The sequence below is a fragment of the Aquitalea sp. ASV11 genome (assembly GCF_016429185.1).
Taxonomy (GTDB): Bacteria; Pseudomonadota; Gammaproteobacteria; order Burkholderiales; family Chromobacteriaceae; genus Aquitalea; species Aquitalea pelogenes.
In genome coordinates, this window is record NZ_JAELUD010000022.1 from 22735 (window position 1) to 43489 (window position 20755).

General features: G+C 58.8%; 22 protein-coding genes. 10 read left to right on the forward strand and 12 right to left on the reverse strand.

Annotated elements, in window-relative coordinates:
• Positions 1 to 3: 3 nt before the first annotated feature.
• The 7 genes from JHD62_RS09360 to JHD62_RS22540 form a co-directional block, all read right to left on the reverse strand.
• Positions 4 to 810, reverse strand: a complete 807-nt coding sequence (locus JHD62_RS09360; protein ID WP_199102664.1) for a phosphatidate cytidylyltransferase — start codon at positions 808 to 810, stop codon at positions 4 to 6.
• A 6-nt stretch (positions 811 to 816) separates the two neighbouring features.
• Positions 817 to 1566 (reverse strand): isoprenyl transferase, encoded by a 750-nt coding sequence (locus JHD62_RS09365; RefSeq protein WP_045845000.1) that lies wholly within the window; start codon positions 1564 to 1566, stop codon positions 817 to 819.
• Between the two features lie 11 nt (positions 1567 to 1577).
• Entirely contained in the window at positions 1578 to 2135 is a 558-nt protein-coding gene (gene frr / locus JHD62_RS09370) for a ribosome recycling factor (RefSeq protein ID WP_045845049.1), read from the reverse strand.
• Between the two features lie 81 nt (positions 2136 to 2216).
• Positions 2217 to 2936, reverse strand: a complete 720-nt coding sequence (pyrH, locus tag JHD62_RS09375) for a UMP kinase (protein WP_045844999.1) — start codon at positions 2934 to 2936, stop codon at positions 2217 to 2219.
• A 92-nt stretch (positions 2937 to 3028) separates the two neighbouring features.
• Positions 3029 to 3895 carry a translation elongation factor Ts gene (tsf, locus tag JHD62_RS09380; protein WP_045844998.1) on the reverse strand — a complete coding sequence of 289 codons (867 nt, stop codon included), beginning with the start codon at positions 3893 to 3895 and terminating at the stop codon, positions 3029 to 3031.
• Positions 3896 to 3969: 74 nt separating this feature from the next.
• Positions 3970 to 4698: a 30S ribosomal protein S2 gene (gene rpsB / locus JHD62_RS09385; RefSeq protein WP_199102665.1), complete on the reverse strand. Its 729-nt coding sequence runs from the start codon at positions 4696 to 4698 to the stop codon at positions 3970 to 3972.
• Between the two features lie 141 nt (positions 4699 to 4839).
• A complete protein-coding gene (locus JHD62_RS22540; protein ID WP_233160795.1) occupies positions 4840 to 5154 on the reverse strand; it encodes a hypothetical protein in 315 nt (104 codons plus the stop codon).
• On the opposite strand from JHD62_RS22540, the gene JHD62_RS09395 reads away from it, so the two are divergent.
• The 5 genes from JHD62_RS09395 to nudC all read left to right on the forward strand — a co-directional run bounded on the left by JHD62_RS09395 (position 5119) and on the right by nudC (position 11130).
• A complete protein-coding gene (locus JHD62_RS09395) occupies positions 5119 to 6183 on the forward strand; it encodes a nitronate monooxygenase family protein (protein ID WP_199102666.1) in 1065 nt (354 codons plus the stop codon). The two genes, JHD62_RS22540 and JHD62_RS09395, sit on opposite strands and share 36 nt — an antisense overlap.
• A 213-nt stretch (positions 6184 to 6396) precedes the next feature.
• Positions 6397 to 7695: an MFS transporter gene (locus JHD62_RS09400; RefSeq protein ID WP_199102667.1), complete on the forward strand. Its 1299-nt coding sequence runs from the start codon at positions 6397 to 6399 to the stop codon at positions 7693 to 7695.
• 239 nt (positions 7696 to 7934) lie between these two features.
• Positions 7935 to 9131 carry a cation:proton antiporter gene (locus tag JHD62_RS09405; RefSeq protein WP_199102668.1) on the forward strand — a complete coding sequence of 399 codons (1197 nt, stop codon included), beginning with the start codon at positions 7935 to 7937 and terminating at the stop codon, positions 9129 to 9131.
• A 1-nt stretch (position 9132) separates the two neighbouring features.
• Positions 9133 to 10254, forward strand: a complete 1122-nt coding sequence (locus JHD62_RS09410; RefSeq protein ID WP_199102669.1) for a YbdK family carboxylate-amine ligase — start codon at positions 9133 to 9135, stop codon at positions 10252 to 10254.
• Positions 10255 to 10326: 72 nt separating this feature from the next.
• Positions 10327 to 11130, forward strand: coding sequence for an NAD(+) diphosphatase (gene nudC, locus JHD62_RS09415; protein ID WP_199102670.1), 804 nt, complete (start codon positions 10327 to 10329; stop codon positions 11128 to 11130).
• A gap of 248 nt (positions 11131 to 11378) precedes the next feature.
• Here the strand turns inward: nudC and JHD62_RS09420 are convergent, their stop codons facing one another.
• The 3 genes from JHD62_RS09420 to orn form a co-directional block, all read right to left on the reverse strand.
• Complete coding sequence (locus JHD62_RS09420; protein WP_199102671.1) at positions 11379 to 11882, reverse strand: CinA family protein; 504 nt, start codon at positions 11880 to 11882, stop codon at positions 11379 to 11381.
• Positions 11875 to 13527, reverse strand: a complete 1653-nt coding sequence (gene pgi / locus JHD62_RS09425) for a glucose-6-phosphate isomerase (RefSeq protein WP_199102672.1) — start codon at positions 13525 to 13527, stop codon at positions 11875 to 11877. The genes JHD62_RS09420 and pgi overlap by 8 nt, the downstream gene beginning before the upstream one ends.
• A 140-nt stretch (positions 13528 to 13667) precedes the next feature.
• Positions 13668 to 14213, reverse strand: coding sequence for an oligoribonuclease (orn, locus tag JHD62_RS09430; RefSeq protein WP_199102673.1), 546 nt, complete (start codon positions 14211 to 14213; stop codon positions 13668 to 13670).
• 72 nt (positions 14214 to 14285) lie between these two features.
• Here orn and JHD62_RS09435 point away from each other — a divergent pair, with 72 nt between their 5' ends.
• The 5 genes from JHD62_RS09435 (at position 14286) to JHD62_RS09455 (ending at position 18193) form a co-directional block, all read left to right on the forward strand.
• Positions 14286 to 15533: a M48 family metallopeptidase gene (locus tag JHD62_RS09435; protein ID WP_199102674.1), complete on the forward strand. Its 1248-nt coding sequence runs from the start codon at positions 14286 to 14288 to the stop codon at positions 15531 to 15533.
• Complete coding sequence (locus JHD62_RS09440) at positions 15530 to 15856, forward strand: 4a-hydroxytetrahydrobiopterin dehydratase (protein ID WP_199102675.1); 327 nt, start codon at positions 15530 to 15532, stop codon at positions 15854 to 15856. Before JHD62_RS09435 ends, JHD62_RS09440 begins: the two co-directional genes overlap by 4 nt.
• The gene (gene rsgA, locus JHD62_RS09445; RefSeq protein WP_199102676.1) at positions 15853 to 16737 is read left to right on the forward strand and encodes a ribosome small subunit-dependent GTPase A; all 885 of its coding nucleotides are present in this window, start codon (positions 15853 to 15855) and stop codon (positions 16735 to 16737) included. The genes JHD62_RS09440 and rsgA overlap by 4 nt, the downstream gene beginning before the upstream one ends.
• A 117-nt stretch (positions 16738 to 16854) precedes the next feature.
• Positions 16855 to 17595 (forward strand): acetoacetyl-CoA reductase, encoded by a 741-nt coding sequence (phbB, locus tag JHD62_RS09450; protein WP_045844985.1) that lies wholly within the window; start codon positions 16855 to 16857, stop codon positions 17593 to 17595.
• A gap of 115 nt (positions 17596 to 17710) precedes the next feature.
• Positions 17711 to 18193, forward strand: coding sequence for a GAF domain-containing protein (locus tag JHD62_RS09455; protein WP_199102677.1), 483 nt, complete (start codon positions 17711 to 17713; stop codon positions 18191 to 18193).
• 68 nt (positions 18194 to 18261) lie between these two features.
• Here JHD62_RS09455 and JHD62_RS09460 read toward each other — a convergent pair whose 3' ends face one another.
• A complete protein-coding gene (locus tag JHD62_RS09460; protein WP_199102678.1) occupies positions 18262 to 19320 on the reverse strand; it encodes a DNA-binding protein in 1059 nt (352 codons plus the stop codon).
• A gap of 295 nt (positions 19321 to 19615) precedes the next feature.
• Positions 19616 to 20755 carry a PleD family two-component system response regulator gene (locus JHD62_RS09465; RefSeq protein WP_199102679.1) on the reverse strand — a complete coding sequence of 380 codons (1140 nt, stop codon included), beginning with the start codon at positions 20753 to 20755 and terminating at the stop codon, positions 19616 to 19618.

The following is a 20755-nucleotide window of genomic DNA, read 5'->3' on the forward strand; positions in this document are numbered from 1 at the left end:
TGCTTACAGCCCGCCCAGCACGCGCAGCGCATTGCTGACTGCCAGAACGGCAATGAGACTATCGATTCGGTCATAAACGCCGCCATGACCAGGCAGCAGCTTGCTGCTGTCCTTGATGCCTGACGCACGTTTGAACCAGGATTCCAGCAAGTCGCCGCAAACGCTGACCGCAGTCAACGGCAAGGCCAGCAATACCAGCGCCCACACTGGCAGGCCGACGGAAATCCAGCCCAGGCGGCTGACAATGACCACATAAACAGCCACGCCTACCAGCGCGCCGTACACGCCTTCCCAGCTTTTGCCAGGGCTGATGGAAGGTGCCAGCTTGCGCTTGCCGAATGCCTTGCCGGAGAAGTAGGCGGCCACGTCCGCCACCCACACCAGGCCCATCACGGCCAGCAAGGTCAGCGCATGGCTGGCATCAGCCTGCGGCCGCCATTCCAGAAAGCCATACCAGGCCGGCAGCATCAGCACCCAGCCGAGCACGGCGGCCACGCCGGGGGACTTTACCGTCCAGCGACGGGCCAGCCACAAGGGCATCACCAGCAACCAGAACACCAGCGTGAGCAGATGCGCGACCGGCGGCATCTGCCAGCCCTGCCACCAGGAAACACCGGCAAAAGCCGTACTCAAGCCCAGATATCCCCACTTGGCCAGGCCGCGCAGGGGCGTCATGCGGGCATATTCCCACAGGGCCAACAGGATGATCAGCCAGGAAAAAGCGGCCCAGGCATCCGCCGGAAACACGAACAATGCGGCCAGCATCAGCGGCAGCAACACCAGAGCGGTCAGTATGCGGGTCTTGAGCATGAGGGGTCAGTTTCTGCGCTGCTGTTCAGGCAGCTGCTCGCTGGTGCGGCCAAAACGGCGCTCGCGCGAGCGGTAGGAGTCCAGTGCCTGATCCAGTGCCGCACGGTTGAAATCCGGCCACAGCAGATCAGTGAAATACAACTCGGAATAAGCCAGTTGCCACAGCAGGAAATTGCTGATGCGCTGCTCCCCGCCAGTACGGATGAACAGATCCGGCTCCGGTGCCCAGTGGGTGGACAGGCGGGAAGCCAGGTTTTCTTCAGTGATTTCACTGACACCATCGGCGATCAGGCCATTGACTGCATTGAGCACGTCCCAGCGACCGCCATAATCGGCAGCGATACTGAGCACCAGCCCGTCATTACCCGCTGTCTTGTCTTCCGCTGCCTGGATGCGCTCGGCCAGTGCCGGACTGAAGCGCTCGCGCGTGCCCAATACCCGCAGGCGGATATTGTTGGCATGCAGCTTGCTGACTTCGTTTTCCAGCGCACGGATGAACAGGTCCATCAGGAAGCTCACCTCATCCGGCGGACGACGCCAGTTTTCAGTGGAGAAGGCAAACAGCGTCAGGTACTCCACCCCCAATTCCTTGCAGGTGGTGACAATTTCACGGACGGTGTCCAGGCCCTTCTTGTGCCCTGCCACCCGCGGCAGGAAACGCTTCTTGGCCCAGCGGCCATTGCCATCCATGATGATGGCGATATGCCGGGGTACGCAGCGCACCTCCGGCACGTCCTTGGTGGAGCTTCCAAACAAGGCTATTTCCTTTATACCGCCATCAGGTCCGCTTCTTTGGCCGCCAGCGCCTTGTCGATCTCGGCGATGTACTTGTCGGTCATTTTCTGGATGTCATCCTGGCCGCGGCGCTCGTCGTCCTCGGTAATGGCCTTGTCCTTGATCAGGTTCTTGAATTCGTTATTGGCATCGCGACGGATATTGCGCACAGCCACGCGCGCGCCTTCAGCCTCGCTACGCACCACCTTGATCAGGTCACGGCGACGTTCTTCGGTCAGCATCGGCATCGGCACGCGGATGATGTCGCCCATGGAAGCCGGGTTCAGACCCAGATCGGAATCGCGAATGGCTTTCTCGATCTTGGCCACCATGTTCTTTTCCCATGCCTGTACACCGATGGTACGGGCATCAATCAGGCTTACATTGGCCACCTGGTTTACCGGCACGTCGCTACCGTAGTAGTCGACCATGACATGATCAAGAATGCCGGTATGGGCGCGACCCGTACGTACTTTGGTCAGGTCGGTCTTGAACGCCTCCAGAGACTTGGTCATCTTCTGCTCGGCGGATTTCTTGACTTCATTAATCATGCTTGCTCCAAAAATCGGTACTTTGAAAAACAAGGCGGAAAGCGGCTTCCAGCCGTTTCCGCCCCTTGGTATTCATCAAGCTCAGCAGTGTACCAGCGTGCCTTCATCTTCGCCAAGCACTACGCGCTTGAGTGCGCCTTGCTTGAAGATGCTGAACACCTTGATGTTCAGGTGCTGGTCGCGGCACAGCGCGAAAGCGGTAGCATCCATCACCTTCAGGTTGCGGCCGATGGCTTCGTCGAAGGTCAGGGTCTGATAGCGTACGGCATCCGGGTTTTTCTTCGGGTCGTCCGTGTACACGCCATCCACCTTGGTGGCCTTGAGCATGATGTCGACATTCATTTCCATGCCGCGCAGGGCTGCTGCGGTATCTGTCGTGAAGAAGGGGTTGCCGGTACCGGCACCAAAAATCACCACCTTGCCCTCTTCCAGGTATTGCATGGCCTTGCCACGCACATAGGGCTCGGCAATCTGCTGCATGGTGAGGGCGGACTGCACACGCGCCACCACACCCACCTTGCCCATGGCATCCTTCAGCGCCAGCGCATTCATCACGGTGGCCATCATGCCCATGTAGTCGGCCGTGGCACGGTCCATGCCGCTGGCAGCACTGGAGACGCCGCGGAAGATGTTGCCACCACCGATCACGATACCAACCTGTACGCCCAGCTCTACCACTTCCTTGATCTGACCGACAATCTGCTCGATGGTCGAGCGGTTGATGCCGTAGTTATCGTCGCCCATCAGGGCCTCACCGGACAGCTTGAGCAGAATGCGTTTATAGGAAGGAGCTTGGCTCATGGTAACCTCGAGTTGGGTGTGTTTGGGGCATTCAGTTTGCAAAACGGCACCCTGCAGGCAGGGTGCCGTTCGATCATACAGTCTTGTCAGACTTACAGCTTGGCAGCAGCGGCCACTTCAGCAGCATAGTCTACAACCTTCTTCTCGATGCCTTCGCCAACAACAAACATGGCAAATGCATTTACGGAAGCAGATTTTTCAGCCAGCAGTTTTTCTACAGTCACGTCCGGGTTCTTGACGAAAGGCTGACCAACCAGGGTCACTTCGGCCAGGAACTTGTTGACGCGGCCTTCAACCATCTTGGCGACGATATCGGCCGGCTTGCCGGATTCGGCAGCCTGAGCGGTGTAGATCTTGCGCTCCTGTTCCAGGGTTTCGGCCGGAACCTGATCCTTGGATACACAGATCGGCTTGGAAGCAGCGATGTGCATGGCAATGTCACGACCCAGCGCTTCATCACCCTTCAGGTCAACGATCACGCCGATCTTGGCACCGTGCAGGTAAGTAGCAATGGTACCAGTGGTTTCGTAACGAACGAAACGACGGATGGTCATGTTTTCGCCCAGCTTGGCGATGGCAGCCTTGCGGATGTCTTCAACGGACTGGCCGTCGATCACAACAGCGGACAGGGCTTCAACATCAGCCGGGTTGGCAGTGGCAGCAGCTTGAGCAGCAGCATTGGCCAGTGCAACGAAAGTCGGGTCCTTGGCAACGAAGTCGGTTTCACAGTTCACTTCAACCAGGGCGCCAACGCCGCCGGCAACGTAAGAACCGATGATACCTTCGGCAGCCAGACGGCCAGCCATCTTGGAAGCCTTGTTGCCGGACTTGATGCGCAGAATTTCTTCAGCCTTGGCAGCGTCGCCTTCAGCTTCAACCAGGGCTTTCTTGCATTCCATCATGCCCAGGCCGGTAGCAGCGCGCAGATCCGAAACCATTTTTGCGGTGATTTCCGCCATTTGTAACTCCTGTATTCGATACGTAAGGGTAATCAGGTCTGAAAAAAGGGGCTTGCGCCCCCTTTCGAGTCTGCTTACTCAGCCTGGGCCGTTTCGGCGGCAGCTACGACTTCTTGCAGCGACTGGGCGCGGCCTTCCAGTACGGCGTCGGCGATGCCGCGAGCGTACAGGCGGATGGCACGGCTGGAGTCGTCGTTGCCCGGAATAACGTAGTCGATGCCATCCGGCGAGTTGTTGGTATCAACAACGCCGATTACCGGGATACCCAGTTTCTTGGCTTCAACGATGGTACCTTTCTGGTAGCCAGTGTCGATAACGAAGATGGCATCCGGCAGGCCCTTCATATCCTTGATACCGCCCAGCGAGCGTTCCAGCTTGTCAACTTCGCGTTGCAGGTCCAACAGTTCTTTCTTGTTGTAACCCATGTCAGCGCCTTCCAGGATGGCACGCTTTTCTTCAAGACGCTTGATGGACTGCTTCACTGTCTTGTAGTTGGTCAGCATGCCGCCGAGCCAGCGGTGATCAACAAACGGCATGCCAGCGCGGGCAGCTTCTTCACGGACGATCTCACGCGCCTGACGCTTGGTACCAACAAACATTACGGTGCCCTTGTTGGCAGCCAGACGACGCACATATTCCTGGGCGCCGATGAACAGCGGCAGAGTCTTTTCCAGGTTGATGATGTGAATCTTGTTGCGGCTGCCAAAGATGTACTGAGCCATCTTCGGGTTCCAGAAACGGGTTTGGTGGCCGAAGTGAACGCCGGCCTCAAGCATTTGACGCATGGTAACGTTGGTGGACATGCAAAAACTCCTTAAAGGGTTAAGCCTCCATCCGCGCAGACAACCGCCATTTTGCGTTGGCGGCACCCTTTGGCGCGGATGTGCGTAGTGTTTCCCCTGCCCAATGCAGAGGACGCAGGATTCTAGCACCGCAAAGCCGCCTCACTCAAGCGTCTTGCCTTGATTTGCCCTCTCCTGCGCCAATTCCTGCCGTTTGCGCAGGCGGCGGCGTGTCATTCTTGCAATAAACAGGGTGGGCAGAAATCCCAAAAAGAACAGAATGGAGAATGTTGCCCACAGACTGTTCTGTGCCACTGCCAGCATCAGTACCACGTAGAGCCAGCCAATCAATACCATGTACATAATCAAACAACCGTTTGAATTTTTCGGAAAAAGCCTGAACAATAGCGCCATAGTGTAAACCACACGGCGGCCATCATCATGCAAACCCGATTTACCGAAACTTTCGGCATTCAATTGCCTCTTGCCTGCCCCGGCATGAGCTACATCGCCACCCCCGAACTGGTGGCCGCCACCGCCAACGCAGGCGGCCTGGGCATTCTGGCCACAGGGCCGCTCAATGCCGCACAAACCCGCGCCGCCATCCGCCGCATCCGCGAACTGACCGACAAGCCCTTTGGCATTGGCTGCACCCTGATGATGCCCGGCGCCCATGACAATTGCGTGGTAGCACTGGAAGAGCAGGTGCCGGTGATCAACTTCTCCCTGGGCAAGGGCGACTGGATTGTAAAGCGAGCACACGCCTACGGCGGCAAGGTGATTGCCACCGTCGTAACGGAAAAACACGCCATCTCGGCAGAGAAATCCGGTGTGGATGGCCTGCTGGTGACCGGCCACGAAGCGGCCGCGCATGGCGGCGAAGTCACTTCGCTGGTTCTGATTCCAGCCATTCGCAAGGTGAGCAAGCTTCCCATCATCGCCGCCGGCGGCTTTGGCAGTGGGGCTGGTCTGCTGGCCGCACTGGCGCTGGGTGCCGATGCCATCGCCATGGGCAGCCGCCTGGCCATGACCCGCGAAAGCCCGGTACACGCCACCAGCAAGGAGATGATTCGCCAGCGCAGTGTCAGTGACACCCTGTATTCGCGAAATTTTGATGGCCTGTGGTGCCGCATGATGGACACCCCGGCCGCGCGCGCCGCCTGTCGCAAGCCGATGAACCTGCTGATGGCCGGCTGGAAGGCCAGCGCCGTTGCCCGCAAGCTGAAGATGCCGGTACTGAAGGTAGCACTGGGCGGCATGCTGAAAAAACCGCAGGAGTTGCGCCAACTGGCCTTGTTTGGCGCAGCCACCGAATCCATCCGCCTTGCCATTGAAGAAGGCAATCATCAGCAAGGGGTGCAGTTGATTGGCCAGGTGCAAGGCCTGATTGACGACATTCCTGGAGTGGCTGAACTCTTTTTGCGCGTGATGCAGGAGGCCGAAGACCAGCTATCGCGACTGAATGCCTTGCACAGCGCAACGACCACACCGCACACCAACTCATGACAAAAGACTTTCCGCGCATTTTTCATGAAATATCTGGCTGATTGAATACATTAACTCAACAAACCACCCATCATGACGCAACAAGCTGCCACCGCATGGCGGCTTGCTGCATTGCCCTGCCCCCTTCTATCTCGTATTCTCACTACCCTGCCCACAGGCAGACCGCAGGCCGCCACAGAGCGGCCGCCTTGTTCATTTACCAAGAGAATACGCATGACCACCCCGCACCTGCTTGAGGACACCCCACCCCGCCCGCTCAATGGCCAGGATTACCGCACCCTGGCACTGGCCGCCCTGGGCGGAGCACTGGAGTTTTACGACTTCATCATTTTCGTGTTTTTCGCCCTGGTCATCGGCAAGCTGTTCTTTCCGCCGGACATGCCAGACTGGCTGCGCCAGTTCCAGACCTTCGGCATTTTCGCTGCCGGCTATCTGGCGCGCCCGCTGGGCGGCATCATCATGGCGCACTTTGGTGACAAGCTGGGACGCAAGCGCATGTTCACCTTATCCATCATCCTGATGGCGGTACCAACCTTGCTGATGGGCATGCTGCCCACTTATGCCAGCATCGGCATTGCCGCGCCGCTGGCCCTACTGGCCCTGCGCATTCTGCAAGGCGCCGCCATCGGTGGCGAGGTACCCGGTGCCTGGGTATTTGTCGCAGAGCACGTCCCCGCCCGTCACACCGGTTACGCTTGCGGCACCCTGACAGCCGGCCTGACGGCTGGCATCTTGCTGGGCTCCTTGCTGGCCACGCTGATCAACAGCAGCTTCAGCCCCGCGCAGATTGCCGACTGGGCATGGCGACTGCCTTTCCTGATTGGCGGTGTGTTCGGCCTGGTGGCCATGTATTTGCGCCAATGGCTGGAAGAAACCCCTGTTTTCGCCGAAATGCAGGCCCGCAAGGCATTGGCCGAGGAGTTGCCACTCAAGACCGTCCTGAGCCAGCACAAGCCGGCCATCATCGTCTCCATGCTGCTGACCTGGCTGCTGTCCGCCGCCATCGTGGTGGTCATCCTGCTGACACCGACCTATTTGCAAAAGCAGTTCGGCATGGCGGCCACCACCACACTGAAGGCCAACAGCCTGGCCATTATTGCCCTGACCGCAGGCTGCATTCTGGCCGGTCGCATCATCGACCGACTGGGCAGCGGGACGACCTTCATTCTGGGCTGCCTGCTACTGGGGATGAGCAGTCATCATTTCTATACCACCGTCGCGCATGACGCGAGCCAGCTGTATGCGCTATACGCGCTGACCGGGCTGTGCGTGGGTATTGTCGGTGCGGTGCCTTATGTGATGGTGCGCGCTTTCCCGCCAGCCATCCGTTTCACCGGACTGTCGTTTTCCTACAATGTGTCGTATGCCATCTTCGGCGGCCTGACCCCCATGGTGGTGACACTGTGGCAACAGCACGACCCGCTGGCACCGGCACGCTATGTGCTCGCACTCTGCATCATGGGCATGGCATTGGGTGGCTATCTGCTATGGCAGGATCGCAGCCGGCGCTGATCCATCCGTGCGCACCTCGCCAACGGCCCGATACGGGCCGTTTTTCATTTCCTGCCAAAACCTGATCTCATGGCCAGTTTCAGAAAAATAAAAATATCGCGGAACCATACAGCTACATCAGCAGTCCCTTATTAATCAAACCTTGCAACACGCCACCTGCCAAACCCTTGCCAATCCGCGCCACTCCCGGCCTTGACCTGCACCTGTGCAGCCCACTCCACCAGACCACGGAGACGCCCATGCCAAACTTTCCCTGGCAGAACATTGCCCTTAACCCGCTGGCCGCCTTTGGCATCCTCCTCACCCTGGGGGTGATGGGCGGCCATATTGCCAACCGCATTGCCCGCCTGCCCGCCATGACCGGCTACGTGCTGATCGGCCTGATCATCGGCCCGGCCAGCCTGCACATCCTGAACGAAGACCTGCTGCGTGCCGCCGACCTGTTTGTCAATCTGGCACTGGGTCTGGCGCTGTTTGAAAGCGGGCGCAGGGTCGATTTGCGCTGGCTGCGTGCCGAGCGCACCTTGCTGCTCAGCACGCTGACTTACTGCCTGCTGGTATTTGCTGCACTGTACACATTGCTGGTTTTTGCCGGACTGGACTGGCAAACCAGCACCACCATGGCCGCCATCGGCATGGCAAGCTCACCCATCGTCATTCTGGAAATGATGCGCGAGGGGCGCGCCGAAGGTCAGGTCAGCGACCGGCTGGCCACCGCCACCGCCCTGTCCAGCCTGCTTTCGCTACTGGTCTTTGCCATTGCGCTTGGTTCGGCTCACCTGTTCGGGCAACAGTCATCAGCAGACGGTCTGCTCACCCCGGCCTGGCTGATTCTGGGCTCCAGCCTGCTGGGTCTGCTGGCCGGCATACTGGCCATTGCGCTCAACCACTGGCTGGGCCATCAGCGCCAGCACCGCACCGTACTGCTGTTCGGGCTGATCACCCTGCTGGTGGGCCTGGCCGTGATGCTGGGCACGCTGCCATCGCTGGCCTTGCTGGTATTTGGCCTCGCCACCCGCAATTTGCGCGGCGGCGAAAGCATCAGCGAGCCCGACCTGCTGGCTGGCAGTCACTTTTTCTTTGTCGCCTTTTTCGTGGCAGCCGGTGCCTGGCTGCAACCACAAGCACTGGCCAGCCATTGGCCGCTGGCCATCTCCTATCTGCTGTTGCGTACCGGCATTGCCATGTTGTTCTGGTTTGCACTGGCACCAGCCAATTGTCTCACCCGTCGACGCGGCTTGTGGCTGGGACTGGCACTCAACCCGCTGTCGGGCGGCAGTGCCATGCTGCTGAGCATGGGCTCGGTGGTATTGGGCGCACAGGCAAACAATGCCGCTACCTGCCTGATGGCAGTACTGGTCATCAGCGAACTGGCCGGCCCCTGGCTGTGCCGACTGGCCCTGCAACAGGCAGGCGAACTGAGCAAGGAGCACTGACATGCTGGAATTCAACAACAGCACACCACTGACCCTGGGTGTGGAACTGGAACTGATGATAGTCAACCGCCGCGACTACAACCTGACCCGTGGCTCGGACGACTTGCTGCTGCTGATCGACCGTCAGCCACATGGTTATGACATCAAGCCGGAGATCACTCAGGGCATGATTGAAATCGGCACCGCCATTCACACCCATTGCAGCGAGATGCTGCAGGAACTGCAAGCCATCCGCCAGCTGCTGACCCGCAACGCGGAGAAACTGAATCTTGGTCTGGCTGGCGGCGGCGCCCACCCTTTTCAGCACTGGAGCGAGCAGCAGATTTACCCTAAGGCACGCTATCAGCTGGTTTCGGCACTGTATGGCTATCTGGCCAAGCAATTCACCGTCTACGGGCAGCACATTCACATCGGCTGCCCGGACGGCGACAGCGCCATCCGGCTGGGACACTATCTGGCGCGCTACATCCCCCACTTCATCGCCCTGTCAGCCGCCTCGCCGTTTTATCAGGGCATGGATACCCGGTTTCAAACTTCACGCCTGACCAGTGTCAATGCCTTCCCCCTGTCCGGCTGCATGCCCTGCGTGGAAAGCTGGGACCAGTTCAATGAATATTTTCAGGACATGGCAAAACTGGGCATTGTCGCCAGCATGAAGGATTTTTACTGGGACATACGCCCCAAGCCGGAATACGGCACGGTGGAAATACGCATCTGCGACACTCCGCTGGACATTGTCACCCCCACCTTGCTGGCCGCTTACGCCCAGATGCTGGCCCGGCACTGCATGGAGCAGGAATGGCATGACATCAGCCCCGCACACTACCTGACTTACAGCTACAACCGCTTCCAGGCCTGCCGCTTCGGTTTTGACGGTGTGCTGGTCAATAGCAGCAGCGGCCAGCAAACCAGTGTGCAGGAGGACTTGCTGGATACACTGAACCTGCTGCAATCGCATGCCGACGCGCTAGGCTGCGAAGTGGAACTGGCCGCACTGCGTGCGCGGGTACTGAAGCGTCAGTCGGACAGCCAATGGCTGCGCGATGTGTATCAGGACAGCGGTTCGCTTTCCGAGGTGGTACGTCGGCAAAGCAACTACTGGATGCACGATCAACCGGACTGAGCAGGGGAAATCCAGCAGACAATCCACCGTGTCTGCCGCTACACTGGCAGCTTAGCGTCCCGAAACCCCATCATGCCGCTCGAACTGCCCGAACATTTCAATCCCGATCTGCCAACCCGCTGGTGCATTTTCGATGGCCCGCGCCTGCTATTGCAAAACCAGGTCCTGCCCGGTGATGCAGCCCGGCACTGGCCGCTGGCCAACCGCCTGTTCATCGACCAGCAACAAGGCTGCAATCTGTATGCTGCGGACCTGGTTGGCCCGCCACCTGCCGACTGCGAATGGCTGCCACTGCGCGCCGCCTTGATGGCCTTGCCGCCGGAGCAGACCGACGGCATTGCCCGTGCTGCCCAGCTGCGCCAGTTCCAGCACACCCACCGTTTTTGCGGGCATTGCGCCAGCCCTTTGCAACAACACGGCCACGACCAGGGCAAGCACTGCCCCAGCTGCGGCCAGCTTTACTATCCGCGCCTGTCCCCCGCCATGATGGTGGCGGTTTATCGCGGGCAGGAGCTGTTGCTGGCCCGCAGCCCGCACTTCCTGCCTGGCGTGTACAGCGCACTGGCCGGTTTTGTCGAACCGGGTGAAACACTGGAGCAATGCGTTCACCGCGAAACACAGGAAGAAGTGGGCGTGCGGGTAAAGAACCTGCGCTATGTCTGCTCGCAGTCCTGGCCTTTCCCGCATTCGCTGATGCTGGCTTTCACCGCCGAATACGATGGCGGCGACATCCGCCCGCAAGAAGGTGAAATCGAAGACGCCGGCTGGTATCACATTGACGCCCTGCCCACCATTCCAGCCCAGCTGTCGGTGGCCTACCGGCTGATCCGCCATACTGCCGACTGGCTGCGCCTGCCAGCCGAACAACGCAATTGAAATAGCAAAGGGAGCCATTGGCTCCCTTTTCAGATTATTGACAAACTCCTCTCGCTTTCTGAAAAGAAAGCGAGGCTCCCTTTCAGGGAAAGGGCGGGGGGATAGGGAATAGACAGGAAGACTGCGTAAGTAATAATTTTGCCGAAAGGCCCGGCTTTGCCGGGTCCAGTGCCACCGTACCAAATCACTTCGTTAGCAGCCTGAAAAGGGAGCCATTGGCTCCCTTTTTGCATGGCTGACCCAGTCACTCAGGCACTGAGCGGCTGCCCGGCCAGCATCTCCAGCACGGCATTCAATGCGGCAATCACCGTTTGCCGCCGCACTGCAGCACGGTCACCGGCAAAATAACTGACAAAAGCGCGTGAGCAGCCCTCCGGCCCCGCCACCGCCAGCCAAACCATGCCAACCGGCTTTTCCTCCGAGCCACCACCCGGCCCGGCCACGCCGGACACGGCCACCGACCAGTCTGCCGCCGCACGCTGACGGGCACCGGCAGCCATCTCCCGCACCACCGCCTCGCTGACAGCGCCATGTGCCTCCAGCGTAGCGGCGCTGACGCCCAGCAAATCCTGCTTGGCCTGATTGCTGTAGCTGACCATGCCATAGCCAAACCAGGCCGAGCTGCCGGCAATATCGGTCAGCGCAGCAGCAATCATGCCGCCGGTGCAGGATTCAGCAGTAGCCATTGTTTCACCACGCGCCAGCAAGGCCGCCCCCAGGCGGGCAGACAGCGTGCTCAGTTCCTTATCCATGCGTTTTCCTGAAATGGCGGATCAGCCCCAGAGTGGAGCTGTCGTGCTCGGCCGAGGAGACGGCGGCAGCATCCAGCTCCGGCAGAATGCGCCGCGCCAGCTGCTTGCCATACTCCACGCCCCATTGATCAAAAGAATTGATGCCCCAGATCACCCCCTGCACAAACACCTTGTGTTCGTACATGGCCATCAGCATGCCCAGGTTGTAGGGCGTCACCTTCTCCAGCGCAATGGTATTGGAAGGCTGATTGCCGGGGAACAGTTTTTGCGGCAGCAACATGTCCAGCTCTTCACCCGGCAGGTCTGGCAGTTCTGCCATCACTTCCGCCTCGCTCTTGCCACGCATCAGCGCTTCGGACTGGGCAAAGCAGTTGGCCACCAGCACACGGTGTTGCTGCTCCAGCCCGTAATGGCTGTTCATCGGCACGATGAAGTCGCAAGGCACCAGGCGGGTGCCCTGATGCAGGAGCTGGAAGAAGGCATGCTGGCTGTTGGCACCCTCTTCACCCCAGATGACCGGGCCGGTGTCAAAATCCAGCGGCTCGCCAAAACGCCCCACGCGTTTGCCATTGGACTCCATGTCCAGTTGCTGGATATGGGCAGGCAAGCGGCGCAAGCCATGGTCGTAAGGCATGATGGCGTGGGTATGCGCCTGGTAGAAGGTGTTGTACCAGATGCCGATCAGCGCCAGCAGCACCGGAATGTTGCCATCCAGCGGCGCACCGAAGAAGTGCTGATCCATGGCGTAGCCGCCATCCAGGAATTCGCGGAAATTGTCATAACCTATGGACAGCATCACCGACAAACCGATGGCCGACCATACCGAATAACGGCCACCCACCCAGTCCCAGAAACCAAACATGTGCTCGGTATCAATGCCGAAGGCCGACACCGCAGCGGCATTGGTGGACACCGCAACGAAATGGCGGGCAATGTCCGCCTGGCTGGCCGAACGCAAGAACCAGGCCTTGGCTGCTTCGGCATTGAGCAGGGTTTCCGGCGTGGTGAAGGATTTGGACGCAATCACGAACAAGGTGGTGGCCGGGTCCAGTTGCTGCAGGGTACGTGCAATGTGCTGACCATCGACATTGGAAACGAAATGCACGGTCAGATCCGGATGGGAATAGGCAGCCAGCGCCTCCTGCACCACCAGCGGCCCCAGATCGGAACCGCCAATACCCAGATTCACCACCGCACGGATGGGCTGGCCGGTATAACCCAGCCACTGGCCGCTGCGCACCTTGTCGGTAAACACCCGCATGCGCTGCAGTACCTCATGCACCGCCGGCACCACGTCCTCGCCATCCAGCAGCAGGCTTTCCTGCTGTGGCAAGCGCAAGGCCGTGTGCAATACCGAACGCTTTTCGCTGACATTGATGCGTTCGCCCTCACGCATGCGGGCCATCCATGCCGGCAGCTCGGCCTCATGCGCCAGATCAATCAGCAGCTCCAGCGTCCGTTCGGTAATGCGGTTTTTCGAGTAATCCAGCAGCAAGCCATCCAGCTGCAAGGAAAAACGCTTGAAGCGTTGCGGGTCTGCATGAAAGAGTTCGCGCATCTGCATGAAACGGGTAGCGCGCTGATGCTGGTGGAGCCTGGCCCAGATCGGGCTGTGATTGATACCGGCTTTGCTGTCGTCAAACATGGTCGTGTAGTGCTTGCAATCAAAAATGGATAATCGGTTTTGCATTGACCGCCGTGGCCACATGGCGGGAACTGACAAGAAAAAGGGGACTGGCGTCCCCTTGCATAATGCATATTACCATTTGTAGCACGCACACTACATCACAACTTGATGAAATGCTCGCGGTAGTACTTCAGTTCTTCGATGGATTCCTCGATATCCGCCAGCGCTTCGTGCTTGCCGCGCTTCACCACACCACGGGCGACCTCCGGCTTCCAGCGCTTGCACAGCTCCTTCAGGGTGGAGACATCCAGATTGCGGTAGTGGAAATACTCTTCCAGCCGCGGCATCCAGCGCACCATGAAGCGGCGGTCCTGATGAATGGTGTTGCCACACATCGGCGTAGTACGGGCCGGTACATAGTCCGCCATGAATGCCAGCAAAGTCGCCTCGGCCTCGGCTTCAGTCAGGGTTGAAGCCTTGACCTTGTCAATCAGGCCGCTCTTGCCATGGGTGTTCTTGTTCCAGTCATCCATGCCGTCCAGCACGCTGTCCGGCTGATGAATCACCAATACCGGCGACTGGCCAAGGATGTTGAGCTGGCTGTCGGTGGCAATCATTGCCACTTCGATGATGCGGTCGGTTTCAGGATTCAGCCCGGTCATTTCCATGTCGAGCCAGATGAGGTTGTTCTGATCTTGTGCCATACTGTCCAATCTTTACGTGTCTGCGTATTTTCCTTCATTGCCGCCCTGGCGGCAAACCCACCTGCGTAAATCATGACCGAGGCATTCTGCACCCTGTTTCTGGCCGCACTGGCGGTCACCCTGTCACTCAAGCTATGGCTGGGCCTGCGCCATCTGCGCCATATCGCCCGCCACCGCCACAGCGTACCGGCCGACTTTGCCGGCAGCATCACCCTGCAACAACATCAGCACGCTGCCGATTACAGCATGGCCAAAACCCGGCTGAGTCTGTTGTCGGCCGTCATCGATACCGGCCTGATCCTGTGCCTGACACTGGGCGGCGGGCTGGACTGGATCAGCCAGCAAATCCAGCAACTGCATACCAGCGCCATGCTGGGTGGCATATTGCTGGTGCTTGCCGTCACCATCATCAGTTCGGCCATCAGCCTGCCCATTTCGCTGTATAGCACTTTCCGCATTGAAGCCCGCTATGGCTTCAACAAAATGAGCTTGCGCATGTTCGTACTGGACCTGATCAAGGGCAGCCTGATTGGCGCCGTCATCGGCCTGCCGCTACTGGCGCTGGTACTGTGGCTGATGGCCCAGGCCGGCCCGCTGTGGTGGCTGTGGGTATGGCTGGTATGGTCGGCATTCCAGCTATTGATGGTGGCGCTCTACCCCACGCTGATTGCCCCCTTGTTCAACCGCTTCAGCCCGCTGGAAGACCTTGAACTCAAACAACGCATCGAGGCCTTGCTTGCCCGCACCGGCTTTAAAAGCCAGGGTGTGTTCGTGATGGATGGCTCACGCCGCTCCAGCCACGGCAATGCCTACTTCACCGGCTTTGGCAGCGCCAAGCGCATCGTGTTTTTCGACACACTACTGAAACAACTGGCGCCGCAAGAAATTGAAGCAGTCCTCGCCCACGAACTGGGACACTTCAAACGCAAGCACATCGTCAAGCGCATCAGCTTTGCCTTTGCCCTGTCGCTGGGCTTCCTCTTCATTCTGGGACAGTTACTGGATGCCAGCTGGTTCTATACCGCACTGGGCGTCAGCACCCCCAGCACGGCGATGGCCCTGATCCTGTTCTTCATGGCTGTGCCTGCCTTTACTTTCCCGCTGACACCCTTGTCCAGCCTGATGTCGCGCCGCCACGAATACGAAGCAGACAGCTTTGCCGCCAGCCAGGCGGATGCCCGGCATCTGATTGATGCCCTGGTGAAACTTTACCGTGACAATGCGTCCACCCTGACACCGGACCCGTTGCACTCCGCCTTTTACGACTCCCACCCACCGGCGAGCCTGCGTATCGCCCACCTGAAAGGAGCCAGCACATGAATCTGCTCGAACTGCACTGCGAAACCGCCCACGGCCTGAGCCCGCTGGACGCCAACACCACCAGCCAGTTTCTGGCCAAGCTGCCAGACTGGGAAATCAAGGGTATCGAGTTGTGCAAGACCTTCCGTTTTGCCGACTACTACCAGACCATGGCCTTTGTGAATGCCCTGGCCTGGATTGCCCATCAGGAAGATCACCACCCCGACCTGTCGGTGCACTACAACCGCGTGATGGTGTGCTTCAGCACGCACGATGCCGGCGGCCTGACCCTGAATGATTTCATTTGCGCGGCCAAAACCGAAGCACTGCAAGGACGCGCATGAGAGCAGCCATCGGACAGATCATCCGCAGCCACGGTCGACGTTTCATCGTTGAGGCAGAGGGCCAGACTTATGGCTGCTCCACCCGCGGCAAGCGCGTGGACTTTGCTTGTGGCGACCGCGTGGAAATCCTCATCCAGAACAAGGAACAGGCAGTCATTGAAGAAAGCCTGCCGCGCAGCAGCCTGCTGTACCGGCAGGACGAATGGAAAACCAAGGTCATTGCGGCAAACGTCAGCCGCATCCTGTTCGTGATTGCCGCCGTCCCCAGCCCCAGTGAAGAACTGCTCAACCGCTGCCTGATTGCCGCCGAAGCAGCCGACATCGATCCGGTCATCCTGATCAACAAGGCCGACCTGCCCGAGACGCCTGCACTGGTGGAAAAACTGCAACCCTACGCCAGGCTTGGCTACAAGATGATCACCCTGTCAGCCAAACAGGACATGACTCCTCTGCTGCCGCTGCTGGATGGAGAAACCTGCGTGTTTGTCGGCCAGTCCGGTATGGGCAAGTCCACGCTGACCAATGCCTTGCTGCCGGAAGCCAACGCGCGCATCGGTGATATTTCCGAGGCACTGGATTCCGGCCGCCACACCACCACCCATGCCACGCTCTATCACCTGAACGATCTGTCTGCCAGCAGCGACCTGATCGACTCCCCCGGCCTGCAGGAATTCGGCCTCAAGCATTTGCAGGCCAGCGACCTGCTGCACTACTTCCCGGAGATGCGCCCGTTGATCGGCCAATGCCGATTTCATAACTGCACGCACCGCAAAGAGCCGGACTGCGCCGTCAAGCAAGCCGCCGCAGATGGCTTGATCGCGCAACAAAGACTGGATTTACTCCAACGTTTGAGTAATGAATTGTTAAATCAATCGGCATAAAACGTTTTGTCATCCAAGCTGTTTACAATTCTTTGTAGGACTCATATTCTGGTAAGAAAAATTACATCAGACTGAGATCAGCGACTTTTACCCCGACAAAGACAAGGAGCCAGCATCATGACAAAACGCATCGCACTCGTAACCGGAGGCATGGGCGGCATTGGAACCGCCATCTGCAAGGCTCTGGCCGAATCCGGCCACACCGTCATCACCACCTACAGCAAGCCGGGCAAGGAACAGGCCTGGCTGGCAGACATGAAGGGCATGGGTTTTGACGACATTCATGCCTATCAGTGTGACGTCACCGATACCGCAGCCTGCGCCGCCATGCTGGCCAAGGCACAAGCCGAAGTGGGTGCCGTGGATGTACTGGTGAACAATGCCGGCATCACCCGCGATGGCACATTCAAGAAGCAAACCAAGGATGACTGGGACGCCGTCATCAAAACCAATCTGGATTCGCTGTTCAATATGGTGAAGCCGGTACTGGATGGCATGGTGGAGCGTGGCTTTGGTCGCATCATCAACATTTCTTCCATTAACGGGCAGAAAGGTCAGTTCGGCCAAACCAACTACTCCGCAGCCAAGGCCGGCATGCACGGCTTTACCATGGCGCTGGCCCAGGAAGTGGCACGCAAGGGCGTAACCGTCAACACCATCTCCCCGGGCTATATCGCTACCGACATGGTAATGGCCGTGCCGGAGGAAGTTCGCAACAAGATCATCGCCAACATTCCGGTAGGCCGCCTGGGCAAGCCGGAAGAAATTGCCGGGCTGATCAACTACCTGGCATCCGATGTATCCGGCTTCATGACCGGTGCCAACCTGGCCATCAACGGCGGTCAGCACATGATGTAACAAGCCCCAGAAAGGCTTGACACAAAACCCGGCCCCAAGCCGGGTTTTTTATTGGTAATTCTGGCAGAAACATTCTGCTATGCTGTCGGCCTTGCAATACAAGACCGAGCACAACATGGCTGAACATTTGACCATTCAGGGCGAAACCAAGGAAGAAAAGTACCAGACACTGTTGCCGCAAGCACAAGCCCTGGTGCAGTACGAAGATGACCAGATTGCCGCGCTGGCCAACCTGACCGCCGCCCTGCACAGCACATTCGACTGGCTGTGGACCGGCTTTTATCTGGTAAAAAACCAGCAACTGGTATTAGGCCCGTTTCAGGGGCCGATCGCCTGCACCCGCATTGCCCACGGCAAAGGCGTATGTGGCAGCGCTTGGGCGCAGAACCGCACCCTGGTAGTGCCGGATGTGGATGCATTCCCCGGCCATATCGCCTGCTCATCCAGCGCCCGCTCGGAAATCGTGGTGCCGGTTCACAACAGCAAGGGTGAGGTGGTGGCCGTGCTGGACGTTGACTCCAGCAGTCTCGACCAGTTTGACGCCACCGACGCACGCTATCTGGAACAGATCTGCCAGGCACTGCAACATTTGTTCTGAATTCATTCTGAGTGGTGACCATCAAAAAAAACGGATGCCGTGGCATCCGTTTTTTTACAACAGGCGACTCATAAAGGTGACAGCTGCTGACTGAGCCAGGCCTCTTTTCCAGCCTCATCCAGCTCCAGCAACCCAGCCCCCGCCTCTTGCATGGCTTGCGCCAGCCGGGTCACCTGCCGCGCCACACCGGCTGACAGCTCGGCAGCAAGTCTTGCGTTCTCACCTGCCATGGCCAATAAGCGCGCATTGCCCTGCTCATTGATGGCCTGTTGACGCTCTGTTGCTTCTTGCAGCTCCAGATTGCGCTGCTCCAGCATTTCCAGTCGCGCCTGCTGCTTGCCAGCTTCACGCTCCCGGTCTGCCAGCCGTTCGCGCCATTGCTGCTCCGCCTGTGCCGCTTGCTGGCGCAAGGTCTGCATTTCCTCATTCAGCAAGGCAGTCGCCTGCTTCATGGTGACCCGCTCTTCTTCCACCTGTTCGTACAGGCGCAAGCGCAAACCTTCCAGCCGCTCATACGCCAGCGACTCACGCCGCTCCGCCTCCTGCCTTGCTTCCTGCAAGCGCAATTCATGGCGGGCTTCTGTTTCAGCCTGGCGCGCATCGCTATCCTGCCTCGCCTGCTGCACAGCGGCACGCTCCTGTACCAGTTGCTGCTCCAGACCCTGACAGCGCGACTCAAGCTGTGCATATTGCTGCGTCAAGGTTTGCAGCTTTAGCTCCAGAGCCTGCTGATGCTCGGTACGCAGCGCTATTTCTCGCAAGGCGGATTGCAAGGAAGACTCCACCCCCTCCAGTTGCGCTTGCATTGCCTGCTGCGCCTGCCTGGCACTCGCAACTTCCGCCTCCGCCTCCTCCCGCACGGCCTCCCATTGCTGTTCTGCCGCCTCGCAGGATTTCTGCCAGATCATGCCAAACGCTTCGGCCAGGCCATACGGCCAATCCGGGTGACGCGACGAGCTGGCCATGCGCGACAAAAAATCCTGACGCCATTCTTTCAGTGTGTTGTTGATGGTGGTGTTGGAGCCGGTCCCTAGCCGGGCACGCACTTCCACCACGGTAGGCCACACCCCCTCACCCACCAACTCCAACGCAACCTGCCTGATACGGGAATAAATATCAGCTGCCATCTTGCCACCTCGCCAACAGTTCAATGCAGGCAATATAACACAATTGCACATTCATAATTTATTACGTATTACATTATATTTATACACTCAAAGCAATACTTTTTCCGATTACTATAATTATCGGAAGTTAATGCCCGAATAAACCGCTCGTACCACCCTAAAAAACACACCCACCACCAAGAGAGCAAAAAAATACCCGGCTTACGCCGGGCTTTTCCTTACCACCCCTACTCATCCTCAATAACGGGCCTACGCCTCACACGCCACTCAGCCGATTCATCAACAGCCAGCAAACTCAGTCACCATGCACGCCAGCCACCTGCCGCAGCTCCTGCACCATTTGCGACAGGCGATCCTGCAGCTGGGTAGTATCTGACTGGGAACCCAGCATGGACTCGATTCCCTCATCCAGCGCACGATGCAGCAGCGCCTCCTGCGAATTGGTCAACAACATGGAAACACAAGCCTCATCAATACGCTGACGAATATCCTCCAGCGCAATACGTCCCGCCACCTGATTGTCCCGCTGCGCCCGATCCACCTCCCCCAGGGTCTGTATCATGCGCATGGCCACCGCCACCACCTGCCTGTCACGCTGCCGTGCCGCAGCCAGTACAGCCAGGGATCCAACATGCACATTGGCAGCCTCCACCAGCATGGTCAGATGATCCCGCAACCGCCCGCATCTATCCTCATCCTCAACCGGCATATCGCGCAGCAACAAGGAAACCTCGGGATAGTTGATGATCATGCGATTCTTGAACTGCACCATGCGCCCCATGCCCGCCAGATGCTCCAGCACCGACAACTCCAGCGGACTGGCATCCCCATCGCTACTGCGATTGAGAACGCCCGCAGCAGCACGCAACTGCACACACCCTTGCAGGCCATACAGGCGCACGCCAGCCACCAGGGCATCAGCCAACTCAGCCATGCTGCCAGCCGCACCCAGCTGCTTGATCACCTCCAGCAAGGCTCCCATTTCACTCATGCTAACCATGGCCGTCATGGCAGCCGAGCTGGCGTCACGCACCTGGCCATCCAGCCGCCGCCGCTCGCCGCTCGCCTCGATCAGTCGACGTAGCTTTGCTTCCAGCTCCAGTGCCGAGAACGGCTTGACGATATAGTCCTCACCACCCGCCTCATAGCCGCTCAAACGGTCTTCAACCGCCTCGCGCGCCGAGACAAACACAACCGGAACATGCGCAAAGCGCTCATCAGCCCGAATAAGACGGCAGGTCTCGAAACCATCCATTCCGGGCTGCATTTCCACATCCAGCACAATTGCCGCCAGCTCAAGTTGCGGCAACAGCGCCAGCGCCTGCTCTCCACTTTCCGCGTCCACCACCTCAAAGCAATGCGCCAGACCAGCCCTCATCAAGCGCCGGGTGACCAGCACATCATCGACCACCAGTATTGTTGGTTTTTCACTCAT